The sequence below is a fragment of the Aureimonas ureilytica genome (genome assembly GCF_001475935.1).
Classification (GTDB): Bacteria; Pseudomonadota; Alphaproteobacteria; order Rhizobiales; family Rhizobiaceae; genus Aureimonas; species Aureimonas ureilytica_A.
The window spans coordinates 162,430-178,363 of the sequence record NZ_LDQA01000001.1; the positions used below are offsets into that span (position 1 = coordinate 162,430).

16 protein-coding genes are annotated in these 15,934 nt (G+C 61.1%); 2 read left to right on the top strand and 14 right to left on the bottom strand.

The window, feature by feature from the left end; genetic code table 11:
- The first annotated feature begins 54 nt into the window (after positions 1 to 54).
- Together NS365_RS00705 and NS365_RS00710 are read left to right on the top strand one after the other, a co-directional pair.
- The gene (locus NS365_RS00705; RefSeq protein ID WP_058598350.1) at positions 55 to 1,257 is read left to right on the top strand and encodes a bifunctional 2-C-methyl-D-erythritol 4-phosphate cytidylyltransferase/2-C-methyl-D-erythritol 2,4-cyclodiphosphate synthase; all 1,203 of its coding nucleotides are present in this window, start codon (positions 55 to 57) and stop codon (positions 1,255 to 1,257) included.
- Positions 1,254 to 1,766, top strand: coding sequence for a CinA family protein (locus NS365_RS00710; RefSeq protein WP_058598351.1), 513 nt, complete (start codon positions 1,254 to 1,256; stop codon positions 1,764 to 1,766). Before NS365_RS00705 ends, NS365_RS00710 begins: the two co-directional genes overlap by 4 nt.
- Here the strand turns inward: NS365_RS00710 and NS365_RS00715 are convergent.
- The 14 genes from NS365_RS00715 to tpiA form a co-directional block, all read right to left on the bottom strand.
- Positions 1,754 to 2,227: a type II toxin-antitoxin system RatA family toxin gene (locus NS365_RS00715; RefSeq protein WP_058598352.1), complete on the bottom strand. Its 474-nt coding sequence runs from the start codon at positions 2,225 to 2,227 to the stop codon at positions 1,754 to 1,756. The two genes, NS365_RS00710 and NS365_RS00715, sit on opposite strands and share 13 nt — an antisense overlap.
- A 5-nt stretch (positions 2,228 to 2,232) precedes the next feature.
- The gene (gene lipA, locus NS365_RS00720) at positions 2,233 to 3,204 is read right to left on the bottom strand and encodes a lipoyl synthase (protein WP_058598353.1); all 972 of its coding nucleotides are present in this window, start codon (positions 3,202 to 3,204) and stop codon (positions 2,233 to 2,235) included.
- 42 nt (positions 3,205 to 3,246) lie between these two features.
- The gene (locus NS365_RS00725) at positions 3,247 to 3,501 is read right to left on the bottom strand and encodes a GlsB/YeaQ/YmgE family stress response membrane protein (RefSeq protein ID WP_058598354.1); all 255 of its coding nucleotides are present in this window, start codon (positions 3,499 to 3,501) and stop codon (positions 3,247 to 3,249) included.
- Positions 3,502 to 3,612: 111 nt separating this feature from the next.
- Positions 3,613 to 5,064, bottom strand: coding sequence for a dihydrolipoyl dehydrogenase (lpdA, locus tag NS365_RS00730; protein WP_058598355.1), 1,452 nt, complete (start codon positions 5,062 to 5,064; stop codon positions 3,613 to 3,615).
- Positions 5,065 to 5,120: 56 nt separating this feature from the next.
- Positions 5,121 to 5,756, bottom strand: coding sequence for an SGNH/GDSL hydrolase family protein (locus NS365_RS00735; RefSeq protein ID WP_058598356.1), 636 nt, complete (start codon positions 5,754 to 5,756; stop codon positions 5,121 to 5,123).
- 31 nt (positions 5,757 to 5,787) lie between these two features.
- Positions 5,788 to 7,197, bottom strand: a complete 1,410-nt coding sequence (locus NS365_RS00740) for a pyruvate dehydrogenase complex dihydrolipoamide acetyltransferase (protein WP_058598357.1) — start codon at positions 7,195 to 7,197, stop codon at positions 5,788 to 5,790.
- A gap of 176 nt (positions 7,198 to 7,373) precedes the next feature.
- On the bottom strand, positions 7,374 to 8,783 hold the full coding sequence (locus NS365_RS00745; protein WP_058598358.1) for a pyruvate dehydrogenase complex E1 component subunit beta: 1,410 nt from the start codon (positions 8,781 to 8,783) through the stop codon (positions 7,374 to 7,376).
- A 9-nt stretch (positions 8,784 to 8,792) separates the two neighbouring features.
- The gene (gene pdhA / locus NS365_RS00750; protein ID WP_306302761.1) at positions 8,793 to 9,842 is read right to left on the bottom strand and encodes a pyruvate dehydrogenase (acetyl-transferring) E1 component subunit alpha; all 1,050 of its coding nucleotides are present in this window, start codon (positions 9,840 to 9,842) and stop codon (positions 8,793 to 8,795) included.
- A 189-nt stretch (positions 9,843 to 10,031) separates the two neighbouring features.
- Complete coding sequence (locus NS365_RS00755; protein WP_058598359.1) at positions 10,032 to 10,352, bottom strand: FtsB family cell division protein; 321 nt, start codon at positions 10,350 to 10,352, stop codon at positions 10,032 to 10,034.
- 159 nt (positions 10,353 to 10,511) lie between these two features.
- Entirely contained in the window at positions 10,512 to 11,792 is a 1,281-nt protein-coding gene (gene eno / locus NS365_RS00760; protein ID WP_058598360.1) for a phosphopyruvate hydratase, read from the bottom strand.
- Positions 11,793 to 11,867: 75 nt separating this feature from the next.
- Entirely contained in the window at positions 11,868 to 12,701 is an 834-nt protein-coding gene (kdsA, locus tag NS365_RS00765) for a 3-deoxy-8-phosphooctulonate synthase (protein WP_058598361.1), read from the bottom strand.
- A 25-nt stretch (positions 12,702 to 12,726) separates the two neighbouring features.
- On the bottom strand, positions 12,727 to 14,355 hold the full coding sequence (locus NS365_RS00770) for a CTP synthase (RefSeq protein WP_058598362.1): 1,629 nt from the start codon (positions 14,353 to 14,355) through the stop codon (positions 12,727 to 12,729).
- Between the two features lie 105 nt (positions 14,356 to 14,460).
- On the bottom strand, positions 14,461 to 15,060 hold the full coding sequence (secG, locus tag NS365_RS00775; protein ID WP_058598363.1) for a preprotein translocase subunit SecG: 600 nt from the start codon (positions 15,058 to 15,060) through the stop codon (positions 14,461 to 14,463).
- A 77-nt stretch (positions 15,061 to 15,137) separates the two neighbouring features.
- Positions 15,138 to 15,917, bottom strand: coding sequence for a triose-phosphate isomerase (gene tpiA / locus NS365_RS00780; RefSeq protein WP_058598364.1), 780 nt, complete (start codon positions 15,915 to 15,917; stop codon positions 15,138 to 15,140).
- Between the last annotated feature and the right edge of the window lie 17 nt (positions 15,918 to 15,934).

A 15,934-nucleotide genomic window follows, 5' to 3' on the forward strand; every position in this document is an offset into this window, starting at 1 on the left:
CCCTTGCAACTTGTCCTTCTTGCGATAATCCCCTTACGAGGTAGGGGGTCTTTGATGGATCAGAGCAAGACGGCCGTGGTGATCGTGGCCGCTGGCAGGGGTGAGCGAGCCGGACAGTCGGCCGAGGGCCCCAAGCAATATCGGCGGATCGGCGGCCGGCCGGTCCTGCAATGGACCGTGGAAGCCTTCCTACGATTCCCGATGTTTCAGCACATCGTGGTTCTGATCCACCCGGACGATGTGGATCGAGCTCGGGATTGTCTTGCGTCTTACGGGGATCGGGTCCGTCTCGTAGAAGGCAGCATCACACGGCAAGCCTCCGTGTTGAAAGGCTTGGAAGCTCTACGCGAGGCGGCGCCGCACGTCGTTTTGGTTCATGATGGGGTGCGCCCTTTCGTATCTGAGCGCGTGATTGCCTCCGTTCTGGATGCCGTCACGGAACGAGGCGGAGCGATCCCCTCGGTTCCGGTCACAGATACGATCAAGCGGATGGGCGATCGCGGCTTGATCGCCAACACGGTCGATCGGCGCGAACTTTTCGCCGCGCAGACGCCGCAGGGCTTTCCCTTCGGCCTGATCCTGGGCGCGCATGAGGCGGCGGTTCAGCAGACGGCTCTTTCCTTCACCGACGATGCCTCGCTGTTCGAATGGCTTGGCCATCCCGTGGCGCTGGTGCCCGGCGAGATCGGAAATGTGAAACTGACCCTGGCGGAAGACATCGTCGCGGCCGACAACAAGCTTAAAGGAACTTCCGGCATGATCGATGTCCGCACCGGTAATGGCTACGACGTGCATCAACTCGTCGAAGGCGATCACGTCACCCTCTGCGGCGTCCGTATTCCGCACGATCAGTCGCTTCTAGGACATTCCGATGCGGATGTCGGTTTGCATGCCTTGACGGATGCGCTGCTTGCGACCTGCGGAGCGGGTGACATCGGCACCCATTTCCCGCCGAGCGATCCCCAATGGAAAGGCGCTGCTTCGACGCTGTTCCTCCAGCACGCGGTCGAGATCGTCCGCGCCAAGGGCGGCCGTGTCTGCAACGTCGATATCACCTTGATCGCGGAAGCACCAAAGGTCGGTCCGCATCGCGCCGCCATGGTCGCCTGCATTTCGGAGGTCACCGGATTGGATAATGAGCGCGTTTCGATCAAGGCGACGACGAACGAGATGCTAGGCTTTATCGGCCGGCGCGAAGGCATCGCGGCGATCGCGACAGCCAGCGTCGTTTACGGCGAGGCAGAGGAACGGTCATGATCGATGACGCCGTTCGCCACCGCGCCGTTGCCGTCATCGAACAGGCCACGGCTCGGTCATGGACTGTGACTGCAGCCGAGTCATGCACCGGCGGCCTCGTAGCGTCCGCTCTCACGTCAATCCCGGGATCGTCGGAAGCTTTCGGCTGGGGTTTCGTCACCTATTCCAATCTCGCGAAGCAAAAGCTTCTTGGCGTATCGGCGCTGGATCTCGAACGCTACGGCGCGGTGTCGGAGGTGGTGGCACGGGCGATGGCCGAAGGCGCGCTGTCTGCCTCAAGCGCTGATCTGGCTGTCGCCATCACAGGGATTGCGGGGCCGGGCGGTGGTTCTCCGAACAAAGCCGTTGGGCTCGTACATTTCGCGGTCTCGACGCAAGCTCGAACCCGTCATCATGTCGAGCAGTTCGGTGATCTAGGACGCGACCGAGTGCGCGACGGCGCTGTCATCGTCGCGCTCGATCTTCTTCTCGAGGCTCTTTCCCGCACCGAGCGCGATCAAGCGGGTTGATCGCTCGCTGCGGGATTCGACTTGTAAATCTCGTCCGCGCGTTCTTTGAAGGCCGACGAAAACCGCCGAAAGGCGAAATCGAACATGGAACCCATCAGGAGTCCGAGCGTGCGGCTCTTGAACTCGTAATCGATGAAGAAGACGACCTCGCAGCCATCAGGATGGTCTCGAAACATCCAGCGGTTTTCGAGATACCGAAATGGCCCATCGACATATTTCACGTCGATTTCACGCTCCGCCGGCTTCAGCAGAACCTGCGACGTAAACGTCTCGCGGACCATCTTGTACGCGACCGTCATATCCGCGATCAGCAACATCTTCTCATCACGCTCTTTTCTGGAGCGCACGACAAGGCGTTGGCAGAGCGGCAGAAACTCGGGATAGCGCTCGACATCCGACACGAGGTCGAACATCTGGCGAGGCGTATGCCGGACGATCTGGCTGTTTTCGAACTTAGGCATGAAATTTAAGCTGCGGCCTGCTTGGCCAAGCGCGCCGCCTTCAGCCTTTCGAAATCCTCACCCGCATGGTGAGAGGACCGCGTCAGAGGGCTGGACGCCACCAGAAGGAAGCCTTTCGTTTTCCCAACGGTCTCGAACGAGGTGAATTCCTCCGGCGTGACATAGCGGATCACGGGATGATGCTTGCGTGTCGGCTGGAGATATTGGCCAATCGTCATGAAATCGACGTCCGCCGTCCTAAGATCGTCCATCAGCTGAAGAATTTCGTTCCGCTCTTCGCCCAGCCCGACCATGATGCCCGATTTCGTGAAGATCGTCGGATCGAGTTCCTTGACGCGCTGCAGCAGGCGGATCGAATGGAAATAGCGAGCGCCCGGACGCACAGTCAGATAATTGCGCGGCACCGTTTCGAGGTTGTGGTTGAAGACATCGGGCTTCGCCTCGACCACGCGCTCCAGCGCTCCCGGCTTTCTTAAAAAATCGGGAGTCAGGATTTCGATTGTCGTGCCCGGTGCCGCCGCGCGGATTGCGCGAATGGTCTGCACGAAATGCTCGGCGCCGCCATCGGGAAGATCGTCGCGATCCACCGACGTGATCACAACATGGGAGAGCCCCATTTTCGCCACGGCGCGTCCGACACTTGCCGGCTCCTCCGGGTCGAGAGCGTGCGGAAGTCCGGTAGCGACGTTGCAGAAGGAACACGCTCGCGTGCAAATTCCGCCCATGATCATGAAGGTGGCGTGCTTCTTCTCCCAACATCCACCGATATTGGGGCACCCCGCTTCCTCGCAGACGGTGACGAGTCTGTTGGATTTGACGAGTTCGCGCGTCTCGAAATAGCCGGGGGAAACGGGCGCCTTGACGCGAATCCAATCGGGCTTCGGCAGCACCTCCGTATCGGGACGGTGGGCCTTTTCGGGGTGTCGTGGCCGAGGCGCCGCCTCAGCCACTGTGCGCGTGTCGAGAATGGTGACCATGAGCCTTATCTAAGACAGGCCACCTTCGGACGCAACGAGACCTTAGGCTCGGCCGCGGATCGCGCGCCAGAGGAAGATCAGGATGCAGGCGCCGACGATGGCGACGATGAGCTGCGTGAGCCAGTTCGGATTGGTGTAGACGCCGAGCAGGCCAAGGATGAAGTTGAGGAACAGGGCACCCACGATACCCAGAATGATGTTGGTCAGAAGGCCGACATTGGCCTTCATGATTTTTTCCGCGATCCACCCCGCCAAACCGCCGAGGATGATCGACATGATGATTCCAACGCCGTTCATACAGAAACTCCTTCCAAGCCTGCGGCCATCTGGCTCGCCCAAAGTGTAGATGGGCGAAATTGTGGCTGGTCAAGGCGGGATGGAGTTTCAAAACGGCGTCGGAGCGACCGATCACATGTGGATGACGCGTCCATAAGCGTCGAGAACGCTCTCATGCATCATTTCCGAGAGCGTGGGATGCGGGAACACCGTATGCATCAGGTCTTCTTCGGTGGTCTCCAGACCCATGGCGACAACGAACCCCTGGATCAGTTCCGTCACTTCCGCTCCCACCATGTGCGCGCCGAGAAGCTCGCCGGTCTTGGCGTCGAAAACGGTTTTGACCATGCCTTCCGGCTCGCCCAGAGCAATGGCCTTGCCGTTGGCGATGAACCGGAATCGACCGACCTTTACCTCGCGGCCGTTTTCCTTGGCTTTGGCTTCTGTCAGCCCCACCGACGCGACCTGTGGCTGGCAGTAGGTGCAGCCGGGGATCTGCTCACGCTTCATCGGATGGACATGGAGCCCCTTGATCGCTTCGACGCAGATCGTGCCTTCATGCTCGGCCTTGTGCGCCAGCATCGGCGCACCTGCGACGTCGCCGATCGCGTAAACGCCTTCGATATTGGTTCGGCCGACCGCATCGATCTTGATGATGCCGCGCTCCACGGCAACGCCGATCGCTTCGAGGTTCAGACCTTCGGTATTCCCCTGAACACCAACGGCCGAAATCAGCCGCTCGGCCTTCAGCACCTGGCTCTTGCCGCCCTGCTCGACCGTCACTTCCACGCCGTCGCCGGTCTTGGCGACCTTCGCGACCTTCGCATCGGACAGAATCTTCAGACCCTGCTTCTCGAACTGCTTGCGCGCGACCGCTGCGATCTCCGCGTCTTCAACGGGCAGAATCTGCGGAAGCAGTTCGACCACCGTCACGTCCGCTCCCATGGTCCGGTAGAAGGACGCGAACTCGATCCCGATCGCACCGGATCCCATCACGATCAGCGATTTCGGCATGGAAGCCGGCTTCATCGCCTCGAAATAGGTCCAGATGCGGTCGCCATCCGGCTCAATGCCCGGAAGCACGCGCGGGCGCGCGCCGGTCGCGATGATCACATGTTTGGCCTTGTACGTCCCATGGCCGAGCACGCCCTTCGGAACCGGGTTCTGCGGCTGGACAGCCGGCTTGGTCGGCTCGCCGACCTCGACCTCGACCGGACCACCCTTCCCGGCCTTGCTGATCTTGGCCTGACCCCAGATGATGTCGATCTTGTTCTTCTTCATGAGCATGGCGACGCCGCCGTTCAATTGGGCGGACACGCCCCGCGAACGCTTCACCACGGCATCCATTTCGAAGGTCGGCTTTTCGATCTTCAGGCCGTAGTTCGAGCCATGCTCGGCATAGTGGAAGATTTCGGCGGAGCGCAGGAGCGCTTTGGTCGGGATACAACCCCAGTTCAGGCAGATGCCGCCCATATGTTCGCGCTCGACAACGGCCGTCTTGAAGCCGAGTTGCGCGGCACGAATGGCTGCAACGTAGCCGCCCGGACCACCACCGATAATGAGGATGTCGTAGCTCTCGGCCATCGGAACGGCTCCTTCTGAGACAAGGACGACGCGCCCGAAATGGCGCGAGACTATTTCTAGAAACGGGACTTCAAGGCTGATGCCAAGGCAAAGCCTAGTGTGCGGGTGTTTTCTGCGTCGAGATGAACGCCATCCAAGGGGGTGGCCATGCAATGATCTGAAGCTGCCAGATGAGCGCATTGCTCCTGCTGCGCAACGCGAGCATAGGCGGATTTGAGCTGCCTCGACTCTTCGATCGCGCCGCCGAACATCTGATGAAAGTCCGGGTCCTGCGTTGGCACCAAGGCTGGTGGGGAGACGATCAACACATCGGGGATAGCGAAGCCCATCGTCGATCGGAACTCACGAACCACAGCGATGAGGCGCTGGATACCGGCGGCAGCCTGAAAAGCCGTTCCGCCGCCGGTGTGACGCTTCAGATCATTGGTGCCCAGCGCGAGAATCACGACGTCGATCGGCTCATGGGAGGCCAGCATGGTCGGTAAAATTCGCGCGCCGTTGCGATCCGCAGCCGCTAGATGGTCGTCATACGCCGTGGTTCGGCCGTTCAGGCCTTCGGGAATGATCCTGACGTCATCGCCCAATTGGTGGGCGATGACGGATGGCCAGCGATCAGCATAGGCATGGCGGCCAGGCCCCTCGGCGTCATAGCCCCATGTGAGGGAGTCGCCGTAGCATAGAATCGTCTTCATGCCTGCGCGTATCCCTCCCGAAGCTAAGTCGTTAGACCAACATGCTCATCGGGTTTTCGATGAACTGCTTGAACGCCGAAATCAATTCGGCGCCGAGCGCACCATCCACAGCCCGATGATCCGTGGAGAGAGTCACCGTCATGACGTTGGCGACCGAGATCGCCCCGTTCTTCACCACAGCGCGCTCCTCGCCCGCACCGACCGCGAGGATCGTGGCATGAGGCGGGTTGATGACGGCGGAAAATTCCTTGATTCCGAACATACCAAGATTCGACACGGCGGTCGTGCCGCCCTGATACTCTTCCGGCTTGAGCTTGCGGCTGCGAGCGCGCTTGGCGAGATCCTTCATCTCGTTGGAGATGGCGGACAAGGTCTTTTCCTCGGCGCGACGAATGATCGGCGTGATCAGACCGCCATCGATGGATACGGCCACACCGACATCGGCGTGCTTGTGCTTTAGCATCGCGCTATCGGTCCAGGACACGTTGGCGTCCGGCACCGCTGTCAGCGCGCAGGCCATGGCCTTGATGACCATGTCGTTGACCGAGAGCTTATAGGCCGGGCGCTCGCCCGCCTCACCCTTGATGGTCGGGGCTGCCGTATTGAGCTGCTTGCGCAGCGCGAGCAGCGCGTCGAGTTCGCAATCCACCGAAAGGTAGAAATGCGGCACCGTCTGCTTGGATTCCACGAGGCGCTTGGCGATGGTCTTACGCATTCCGTCATGCGGAATCTTCTCGTAAGAGCCTTCTGCGAAGAGCTTGAGCGTGGCGTCGTCGTTGGGGGCTTTCGCAGCCGGGGCCGGCGCGGCGACGGAAGCGCCGGCAATGGCCTGCGCCTGCGGCTTGTTCTCGGCGGCCGGCTTGGGGCTTTGCGCCGCGCGTTCGACGTCGAGCTTGATGATGCGGCCATGCGGGCCCGAACCGGAGACAGCTCCAAGATCGACGCCCTGCTCCTTTGCGATACGGCGGGCCAAAGGTGAAGCTAACACACGTGTTCCCTTCGAGGCCGAAGCCGAACCGGCCTGACCGCCTTCGCTCGATGTCGCGGTTTCTGGTGCGCGCTCATAGCCGCGCTGGGAGGCATCCTTCGCGGACGCTTCCGAACCTACCGCGACATTGTCGGCCGCTGGCGACGATGCTGCCGGCTTGGAGGCGGAGGCGGCAGCACCGTTGCCGGTCTCGGCTGCCGACGCGTCCTCGCCGTCCGCTGTCAGAATGGCAATGATCGCGTTGACCTTGACGCCTTCCGTGCCGGCAGGAACGAGGATCTTGGTCACCGTGCCTTCGTCCACAGCCTCGACTTCCATCGTGGCCTTATCGGTCTCGATTTCGGCGATGACGTCTCCGGACGAGACCTTATCGCCTTCCTTGACCAGCCACTTGGCGAGATTGCCTTCTTCCATGGTCGGCGAGAGCGCCGGCATCGTCACGTTGATCGGCATCTGCCCGGATCTCCTCAATCGCCCTCATGGTGGGGCTTCGAATTCGTCTTACGCTGTGCGGGCGGCGAGCGATCTCAAGCCTTGCACGACCCGCGCCGCGCGGCAGGAGACAGCGCGGACGCTGTCTCCTCTTTTTTCGAAAGGCTTCCTCGAAATGGAGGAAGCTCAGCTTGATGTCAGCGGTAGCAGACGGCCTTGACCGCCTCGACGACGTCCTTTGCCGAGGGAAGCGCGAGCTTTTCCAGATTGGCGGCGTAAGGCATCGGAACGTCCTTGCCGCAGACCTTGAGCACCGGCGCGTCGAGATAGTCGAAGGCGCGGACCATCAGCTGCGAGGCGATCTCGGAGCCGATCGAGCTCTGCGGCCAGCCTTCTTCGACGGTCACGCAACGGTTTGTCTTCTTCACCGAGCGGACGATCGCATCGACATCCATCGGACGAATGGTGCGAAGGTCGATGACCTCAGCGTCGATCCCTTCCTTCGCCAACTGCTCGGCGGCCGCGACCGCATAGGTCATGCCAATACCGAAGGAGACGATCGTGACGTCTTTGCCCTTGCGGTGGATGCGAGCCTTGCCGATCGGGACAGTCCAATCCTCGACCTGCGGCACTTCGAAGGAGTGGCCGTAGAGAATCTCGTTCTCGAGGAAGATGACGGGATTGGGATCGCGGATGGCCGACTTCAGAAGCCCCTTCGCGTCCGCCGCTGAATAGGGCTGCACGACCTTGAGGCCCGGAATATGGCTGTACCAGGCGGCGTAGTCCTGGCTGTGCTGCGCGGCGACGCGCGCCGCCGCGCCGTTCGGCCCACGGAACACGATCGGGCAGCCCATCTGACCGCCGGCCATATAGAGCGTCTTGGCCGCCGAGTTGATGATCTGGTCGATCGCCTGCATGGCAAAGTTGAACGTCATGAACTCGACGATCGGACGCAGACCTGCCATGCCCGCACCCACGGCCATGCCCGCAAAGCCATGTTCCGTGATCGGCGTGTCGACTACGCGACGCGCGCCGAACTCGTCGAGAAGACCTTGGCTGATCTTGTAGGCGCCTTGATATTCCGCGACTTCCTCACCTAGGAGGAAGACGGTCTCGTCGCGGCGCATTTCTTCTGCCATGGCCTCGCGGAGCGCTTCGCGCACCGTCTTGGTTTCCATGGTCGTTCCGACCGGAACTTCTTCCGCGAAGTCGCCATCGGCGTCTTCGGCCGTGGGGTGCGACAGGCTCTGGGCCGGAACGGCAGCCGGCTTCGACTTCTCGGCGTCGGTCGCCTCGGGCTTGGCTTCCTGCGGCGCGCTGGCAGCGGCTGGGGCCGAAGCCTTGCCGATGTCGGATGCGCTTTCGCCTTCACCCAGTAGGATCGCGATCGGCGCGTTCACCTTCACGCCTTCCGTGCCGGCGGCGACGAGGATCTTGCCGATCGTCCCCTCGTCCACGGCCTCGACTTCCATCGTGGCTTTGTCGGTTTCGATCTCGGCGATCACGTCGCCCGGAGAGACGCTGTCGCCCTCCTGCTTGACCCACTTCGAGAGAGTGCCCTCTTCCATGGTCGGCGAAAGGGCGGGCATCAGAATTTCGGTCGGCATGGCGCCCTCTTACTTCGCGGCCTGCGGAATTTCGTCGGCGTAAATATCGGTCCAGAGTTCCGACACATCGGGCTCGGGATCGTTCTGTGCGAAATCCGCCGCGTCCGCCACGATGTCGCGAACGTCCTTGTCGATCGCCTTCAGCTCGTCTTCGCTCGCATTGTGCGCTTCCAGAAGACGCTGGCGAACCTGCTCGATCGGATCGCGCTCGGCGCGCATCTTCTGAACTTCATCGCGCGTGCGATACTTCGCGGGGTCCGACATCGAATGGCCGCGATAGCGATAGGTCAGCATTTCGAGAATGATCGGACCCTTGCCCGAACGGCAATGCTCCATGGCGAGGTCCGCTGCGGCCTTGACCGCGCGCACGTCCATGCCATCCACCTGGATGCCCGGAATCTTGAACGAAATGCCGCGATGAGCGAAATTTGTTTCGGCCGACGCGCGATTGACCGACGTGCCCATCGCATAACGATTGTTCTCGATGATGTAGATTACCGGCAGCTTCCACAGCGAGGCCATGTTGAAGCTCTCGTAGACCTGCCCCTGATTGGCAGCGCCGTCGCCAAAATAAGTGATCGAAACGGAGTCGTTGCCGCGATAGCGGTTGGCGAAGGCGAGACCTGTTCCCAGAGACACCTGCGCGCCGACGATGCCATGGCCGCCGTAGAAATGCTTCTCCTTCGAGAACATGTGCATGGAGCCGCCCTTGCCCTTCGAGTAGCCGGAACGGCGACCCGTAAGCTCGGCCATGACGCCGCGCGATTCCATACCCGTGGCCAACATGTGGCCATGATCGCGGTAACCGGTGATGACCTGATCACCCTCTTTCATCGACATCTGCATGCCGATGACCACGGCCTCCTGGCCGATGTAAAGGTGACAGAAGCCGCCGATGAGACCCATGCCGTAAAGCTGGCCGGCCTTTTCTTCGAAGCGACGGATCAGGAGCATGTCCCGATAGGCGCGAAGGTCGTCTTCGCGCGAAAAGTCCAAGGGGGCCGGAGGCTCGAAACTTTCGAGCGTCTTGACGATTTCGGCAGAGGACTGAGCGTCCATTTCGGCCACGTCGACTGAGGCGGCCTTCTGCTTACCGGTTGCCATTCGTGATTCCTCGTCCTCGACGCCCGCAGGAGCGGACCGATCGCGCGCAGTATAGCGATGCGCCCTATCGGAGCAAGAGACCGAACCAACTTAACTCGAATAAGATTAAATGCTGCAATGCAGCATATATTAACTCGAAGAGGGTTAACTCTTCCAGCGTTCGAGAATCGTAATCTCGTCTTCGTTGGACATGTTCAACGAACGGCGTGCCCGCTCGTCGATCATATCGCGTTCTAACGTTCCGTCACTCAGAAGTTTTACGCGCTGTTCCAGAGCTTTGCGCGAGCGGACGAGATCGTCATAGATCTTCGTCTTTGCCGCCAATTCTCCCTGCATTTCCTGCCCCGCCTCCAATCCATAGCGACCGGTCTGAGACTGCATCGCGAAATAGGCGAGGCACGGCAGTGTGATTGCCGGGACGATGAGCGGTGTGAACCAGGACTTGCGTTTTTGCTTCGTGCGCATGAGCTTCTCCTCTTCGGAGGATAGCCGGTATGAGCTTAAGGCGGTGTTAAGGCTGATAAAGCCTTTCCATTACGTATCGGCGTGCTTTGAACGTTTGATATGAAAAAGGCCCGCCATCGGAGGCGGGCCCTTCTGTCGATTAAGCGATATGCGCGAAACTCAGCCGCGCGTACGCAGAATGCTGCGGCCGGCATAGATTGCCTGATCGCCCAACTCTTCCTCAATGCGCAGGAGCTGGTTGTACTTGGCGAGCCGATCGGAGCGAGCGAGCGAGCCGGTCTTGATTTGACCGCAGTTCGTCGCAACTGCGAGATCGGCGATGGTCGAGTCTTCGGTTTCCCCGGAGCGGTGCGACATCACGGCCGTATAACCGGCACGATGCGCCACATTGACGGCATCCAAGGTTTCGCTGAGCGTGCCGATCTGATTGACCTTCACGAGAATGGAGTTGGCGACGCCCTTCTCGATGCCCTCACGCAGGCGGGCTGAATTCGTGACGAACAGATCGTCGCCGACCAGCTGAACCTTGTTTCCGACGCGATCGGTCAGGCTCTTCCATCCGGCCCAATCGTCCTCGGCCATGCCGTCTTCGATCGAGATGATCGGGTAAGCGGCCGCCAGCTCGGCGAGGTAGGCCGCCATCTCGTCAGCCGAGAGCTTGCGCTTCTCGCCTTCGAGATCGTAGACGCCACCCTTGAAGAACTCGGTCGAAGCGCAATCAAGTGCCAAGAAGACGTCCTCGCCGGGACGATAGCCTGCCTTCTCGATCGAACGGACGACGAAATCGAGACCATCCTTCGCCGATGCTAGATTGGGGGCGAAGCCACCTTCGTCACCGACATTGGTATTGTGGCCAGCGTCTTTCAGCGCCTTCTTCAGCGTGTGAAAGATTTCAGCGCCCATGCGCAAGCCTTCGCGGAAGCTTTCCGCGCCGACCGGCATGATCATGAATTCCTGGAAATCGATCGGATTGTCGGCATGGGCGCCGCCATTGATGATGTTCATCATCGGCACCGGCAGGACGCTGGCGCTCGCGCCGCCGACATAGCGATACAGAGGAAGACCAGCGGACTCGGCGGCAGCCTTCGCGACCGCCAGCGAAACACCCAGAATGGCGTTGGCACCCAGGCGGCTCTTGTTGGCCGTGCCATCGAGTGAGCGCATGACGGAATCGATGCGAATCTGGTTCTCGGCCTCGAAGCCGACCAAGGCTTCGAGCAGATCGTTGTTCACGGCTTGAACTGCCTGCTGAACGCCCTTGCCGCCGTAACGGTCGTCACCATCGCGAAGCTCGACGGCTTCGTGCGCGCCCGTGGAGGCACCGGAGGGAACCGCAGCGCGCCCCATGGAGCCGTCTTCCAGCACCACATCGACCTCGACGGTCGGGTTGCCCCGGCTGTCCAGAATTTCCCGTGCGATGATATCGATAATCGCCGTCATGCTCGTTCCCTCATTCGACTGGGGCTGGGGTCGGCGCCTTGTAGGCTGGATTGGCCCTGGGACGCCAGAGACAGTTCAAAAGGCTTTGGCCGCTGCGTCGAGCGCCTTCAGGCGGCGTAGCAGTTCCGGCATGTCATCAAGACGAACCATGTTCGGGCCGTCTGACGGCGCGGAATCCGGGTCTTCGTGGGTTTCGATGAAAAGACCGGAGACGCCCACCGCAACGGCGGCTTTGGCCAGGGTTTCCACGAAGCGGCGCTCGCCGCCCGATGAGCCGCCCTGCCCGCCCGGCTGCTGCACCGAATGCGTCGCGTCGAACACCACGGGCGCACCGATCTCGGCCATGATCGGCAGGGCACGGAAATCGGACACCAGCGTGTTGTAGCCGAAGGACGCGCCGCGCTCGGTCAAAAGAATATTCGGGTTGCCGCTTTCGAGAACCTTGGCGGCAACATTGCGCATGTCCCACGGCGCCAGAAACTGACCTTTCTTGATATTCACAATGCGACCCGTGCGGGCTGCGGCGATCAGAAGGTCCGTCTGGCGGCAGAGGAAAGCTGGGATTTGCAGAACGTCGCAGACTTCCCCGGCCACAGCGCACTGTTCTTCCGTGTGCACGTCGGTGAGAACTGGAATATCGAAGGTCCGTTGGACCTCATCGAACACCGGCAGCGCGCCGCTGAGCCCGATACCACGACGCCCGGACAAGCTGGTTCGATTGGCTTTGTCGAAGCTGGCCTTGAAGACAAAGCCGATCCCGAGATCTGCCGTGATGCGCTTCATGCGCTCCGCGATCATCAGGGCGTGATCGCGGCTTTCCATCTGGCAGGGGCCAGCGATCAGGGCGAAGGGTCGGTCTTGGGCGAAGGTGACGCCGCGAAGATTGACGGAAGCATGGGGGCTGATCATCGCGGGATCGGTCTTTCTGGCAGGCTCAAACGAGGCGGGAGCGTTCCACCGCTGCGCCGATGAACGAGGCGAAAAGCGGGTGAGGCTCGAACGGGCGGGATTTCAGTTCGGGATGATACTGGACGCCGATGAACCAGGGATGATTCGGGAGCTCGACGGTTTCCGGCAGGAGACCATCCGGTGACATGCCGGCGAAGCGAAGACCGGCCTCTTCCAGCCGAGCCCGATAGGTCCGGTTCACCTCATAGCGGTGGCGATGACGCTCCTCGGCAAGCGTGTCGCCGTAGATTTGCGCGATGCGCGAATCCGGGGCAAAGCATGCCTTATAGGCGCCCAGACGCATGGTCCCACCGAGATCACCCTCGACGGCCCGCTGCTCAAGCTCGTTGCCCTTCATCCATTCGGTCATGATGCCGACGACGGGCTCGTTCGTCGGGCCGAACTCCGTCGAGGCGGCGTCTTCGATCCCAGCCAGGGATCGAGCGGCTTCGATCACCGCCATCTGCATACCGAAGCAGATGCCGAAGTAAGGCACATTGTGCTCGCGGGCGAACTTGGCGGCGAGGATCTTGCCCTCCGATCCACGTTCGCCGAAACCACCTGGCACAAGAATTCCGCTAACCCGCTCCAGATACGGCGTCGGATCTTCCTTTTCGAAAACCTCCGACTCGATCCAATCGAGCTTGACGCGAACCTTGTTGGCGATGCCGCCATGCTGCAAGGCTTCGATCAGCGACTTATAGGCATCCTTCAGGCCGGTGTATTTGCCGACCACGGCGATCGTCACCTCGCCCTCGGGATGGGCGATGCCCTCGACAACCTGATGCCAGCGGTCAAGCTTGGGCTTCGGTGCTGGGTCGATACCGAAAGCAGCAAGCACTTCGGTGTCGAGGCCTTCCTGGTGGTAGGCGATCGGGACATCGTAAATAGTCGCGACGTCGAGCGCCTGAATCACGGCGCTTTCGCGAACATTGCAGAACAGGCTCATCTTGCGCCGCTCTTCGCGCGGGATAGGTCGATCGGCCCGCACGAGCAAAATGTCCGGCTGGATGCCGATGGAGCGAAGCTCCTTGACCGAATGCTGCGTCGGCTTGGTCTTCAACTCGCCGGCTGTCGGGATATACGGCATCAAGGTCAGATGCACGTAGACCGCGCCGCCTCGAGGCAGATCATTGCCGAGCTGACGGATGGCTTCCATGAAGGGCATGGCTTCGATGTCGCCAGCCGTTCCGCCAATCTCGCAGAGAACGAAATCGTAGTCTTCGTTGCCTTCGACCACAAAGGCCTTGATGGCATCGGTTACATGGGGAATCACCTGCACCGTCGCGCCGAGAAAGTCTCCGCGACGTTCCTTGGCGATCAGTTCCTGGTAGATCCGCCCGGTGGTGACGTTGTCCATCCGGTTCGCCGAGCGACCTGTGAAGCGCTCGTAGTGACCAAGGTCCAGATCCGTTTCCGCGCCGTCGTCGGTCACGAAGACCTCGCCGTGCTGCGTCGGACTCATCGTGCCCGGATCGACATTCAGATAAGGGTCGAGCTTACGAAGCCGCACGCGATAGCCGCGTGCTTGCAGAAGTGCGCCGAGGGCTGCCGAAGCAATGCCCTTTCCCAAAGAGGAAACCACGCCGCCGGTGATGAAGATATATCGCGCCATGGGCCTTCCCGATACGCTTTCGATGAGGATTCGGCCAGTCGAAAAATTGGCCTGAAACGAAATGGGGCGCCGAAGCGCCCCAACGATTTGATTGAGCGAGCGAGCTTACTGAGCCGGTGCGTTGGAGGTGCCGCTCGAAGCCGCGCCGTCTGTGGCGACCGAAGACGGAGCCTCGACCGGGGGAACGGTTGGCTGGGAGCTTGCATTCGGGGCCTGCGGCGCCGGATTGGCCGGAATTTGCTGGACGGGCGCCGAGCCTGCGCCCGTCGGCACGCCACCGCTATTCTGCGGAACGGCTGCAGGCGTTGCCGCTGGTGCGGTCGATCCCGCAGCCGAGCCTCCGGTGGGGACGCCCGAGTTGCTATTGTTGGTCTGATCCGGAAGGCCGCCCAGCTGGTCTAGAAGCGAGCCATTTGCCGCGGGTGCAGCGCCCGGCGCCGTCTGGCCGGCTGGAACGCGGTTCAGAATATCCAGCGGATCACTTCCGTAGCGAGCCATGATGGCGAGCGCCATGGATGTGATGAAAAACAGTGTCGCCAGAATGGCCGTGGTGCGCGTCAGCATGTTGGCGGCACCGCGTGCCGTCATCAAGCCGCCGCCACCCCCGCCCATTCCGAGCGCGCCGCCTTCGGAGCGTTGAAGAAGAACGACCACCACGAGCGCGAGGACGATCAAGAGATGGATGACGATCAAGACAGTCTGCATGGGCTTCGCGCAATCGTTCAGGAGTTGGGCGCCTTCTATAGGACGCCCCCATATATTCCAACCCTATTCCGCAACGCCTATCGGCAGTTGCGGGCCGCCTCGCAGATGGCAAGAAAATCCTGCGCTTTCAAGCTGGCACCACCCACAAGCGCCCCATCCACATCTGCGACGGACAGAAGCGATGCCGCGTTGGTGGGCTGAACCGAGCCGCCATAGAGAAGTCGCAGGCTGGTTCCGGTCTCCTGGCCGAACCGCTCCACCAAGCGACGACGCAGATGCGAGTGGACCTCTGCGACATCTTCGGCCGATGCGGTCTTGCCGGTCCCGATCGCCCAGATCGGCTCGTAGGCAATGATGGTGTTCCCTGCGGTGACGTCGTCATGAAGCGAGTTTTCAAGCTGGCTCTCAAGGACGCGCAGCGCTTCCCCCGCTTCGCGTTCCTCCAGCGTTTCGCCAATACAGACGATGGCGACCAGCCCCGCGCGGTGCGCGGCCACCAACTTGCTTCGAACGGTCGCGCAGCATTCGCTGTGATCGGCACGGCGTTCCGAATGGCCGACGATCACATGCGAAGCACCGGCGTCGCGCAGCATCTCGGCCGAGATGTCGCCAGTATGAGCACCCTTCTCCTTGGCATGACAATTTTGCGCGCCGACCAGAAGATCGGAATGGGCTGCGTCTCGAACGGTTCGCAGGAGCGTTGCCGGCGGACACACCAGAATATCGACCTCCCCCATGGTGGCGCTGCAGCCTTCGGAAATCTTGCGGACTTCTTCGAGCTGGCCCGACAAGCCATTCATCTTCCAGTTTCCCGCGATCAAAATCTTGCGAGCCAAGTTGTTCTCCTCCCGTCTCATTGTGGATTTTTTCTCCA

Excerpts from the sequence above, each read along its gene's own strand:
- NS365_RS00725 (WP_058598354.1), bottom strand. The coding sequence starts at position 3,501 with ATGAACGGCGTTGGAATCATCATGTCGATCATCCTCGGCGGTTTGGCG.
- secG (WP_058598363.1), bottom strand. The coding sequence starts at position 15,060 with ATGCAGACTGTCTTGATCGTCATCCATCTCTTGATCGTCCTCGCGCTC.
- NS365_RS00715 (WP_058598352.1), bottom strand. The coding sequence starts at position 2,227 with ATGCCTAAGTTCGAAAACAGCCAGATCGTCCGGCATACGCCTCGCCAG.
- lipA (WP_058598353.1), bottom strand. The coding sequence starts at position 3,204 with ATGGTCACCATTCTCGACACGCGCACAGTGGCTGAGGCGGCGCCTCGG.
- NS365_RS00710 (WP_058598351.1), top strand. The coding sequence starts at position 1,254 with ATGATCGATGACGCCGTTCGCCACCGCGCCGTTGCCGTCATCGAACAG.
- lpdA (WP_058598355.1), bottom strand. The coding sequence starts at position 5,064 with ATGGCCGAGAGCTACGACATCCTCATTATCGGTGGTGGTCCGGGCGGC.
- pdhA (WP_306302761.1), bottom strand. The coding sequence starts at position 9,842 with ATGGACGCTCAGTCCTCTGCCGAAATCGTCAAGACGCTCGAAAGTTTC.
- NS365_RS00755 (WP_058598359.1), bottom strand. The coding sequence starts at position 10,352 with ATGCGCACGAAGCAAAAACGCAAGTCCTGGTTCACACCGCTCATCGTC.
- NS365_RS00705 (WP_058598350.1), top strand. The coding sequence starts at position 55 with ATGGATCAGAGCAAGACGGCCGTGGTGATCGTGGCCGCTGGCAGGGGT.
- NS365_RS00740 (WP_058598357.1), bottom strand. The coding sequence starts at position 7,197 with ATGCCGATCAACGTGACGATGCCGGCGCTCTCGCCGACCATGGAAGAA.
- NS365_RS00735 (WP_058598356.1), bottom strand. The coding sequence starts at position 5,756 with ATGAAGACGATTCTATGCTACGGCGACTCCCTCACATGGGGCTATGAC.
- NS365_RS00770 (WP_058598362.1), bottom strand. The coding sequence starts at position 14,355 with ATGGCGCGATATATCTTCATCACCGGCGGCGTGGTTTCCTCTTTGGGA.
- tpiA (WP_058598364.1), bottom strand. The coding sequence starts at position 15,917 with ATGAGACGGGAGGAGAACAACTTGGCTCGCAAGATTTTGATCGCGGGA.
- eno (WP_058598360.1), bottom strand. The coding sequence starts at position 11,792 with ATGACGGCGATTATCGATATCATCGCACGGGAAATTCTGGACAGCCGG.
- NS365_RS00745 (WP_058598358.1), bottom strand. The coding sequence starts at position 8,783 with ATGCCGACCGAAATTCTGATGCCCGCCCTTTCGCCGACCATGGAAGAG.
- kdsA (WP_058598361.1), bottom strand. The coding sequence starts at position 12,701 with ATGATCAGCCCCCATGCTTCCGTCAATCTTCGCGGCGTCACCTTCGCC.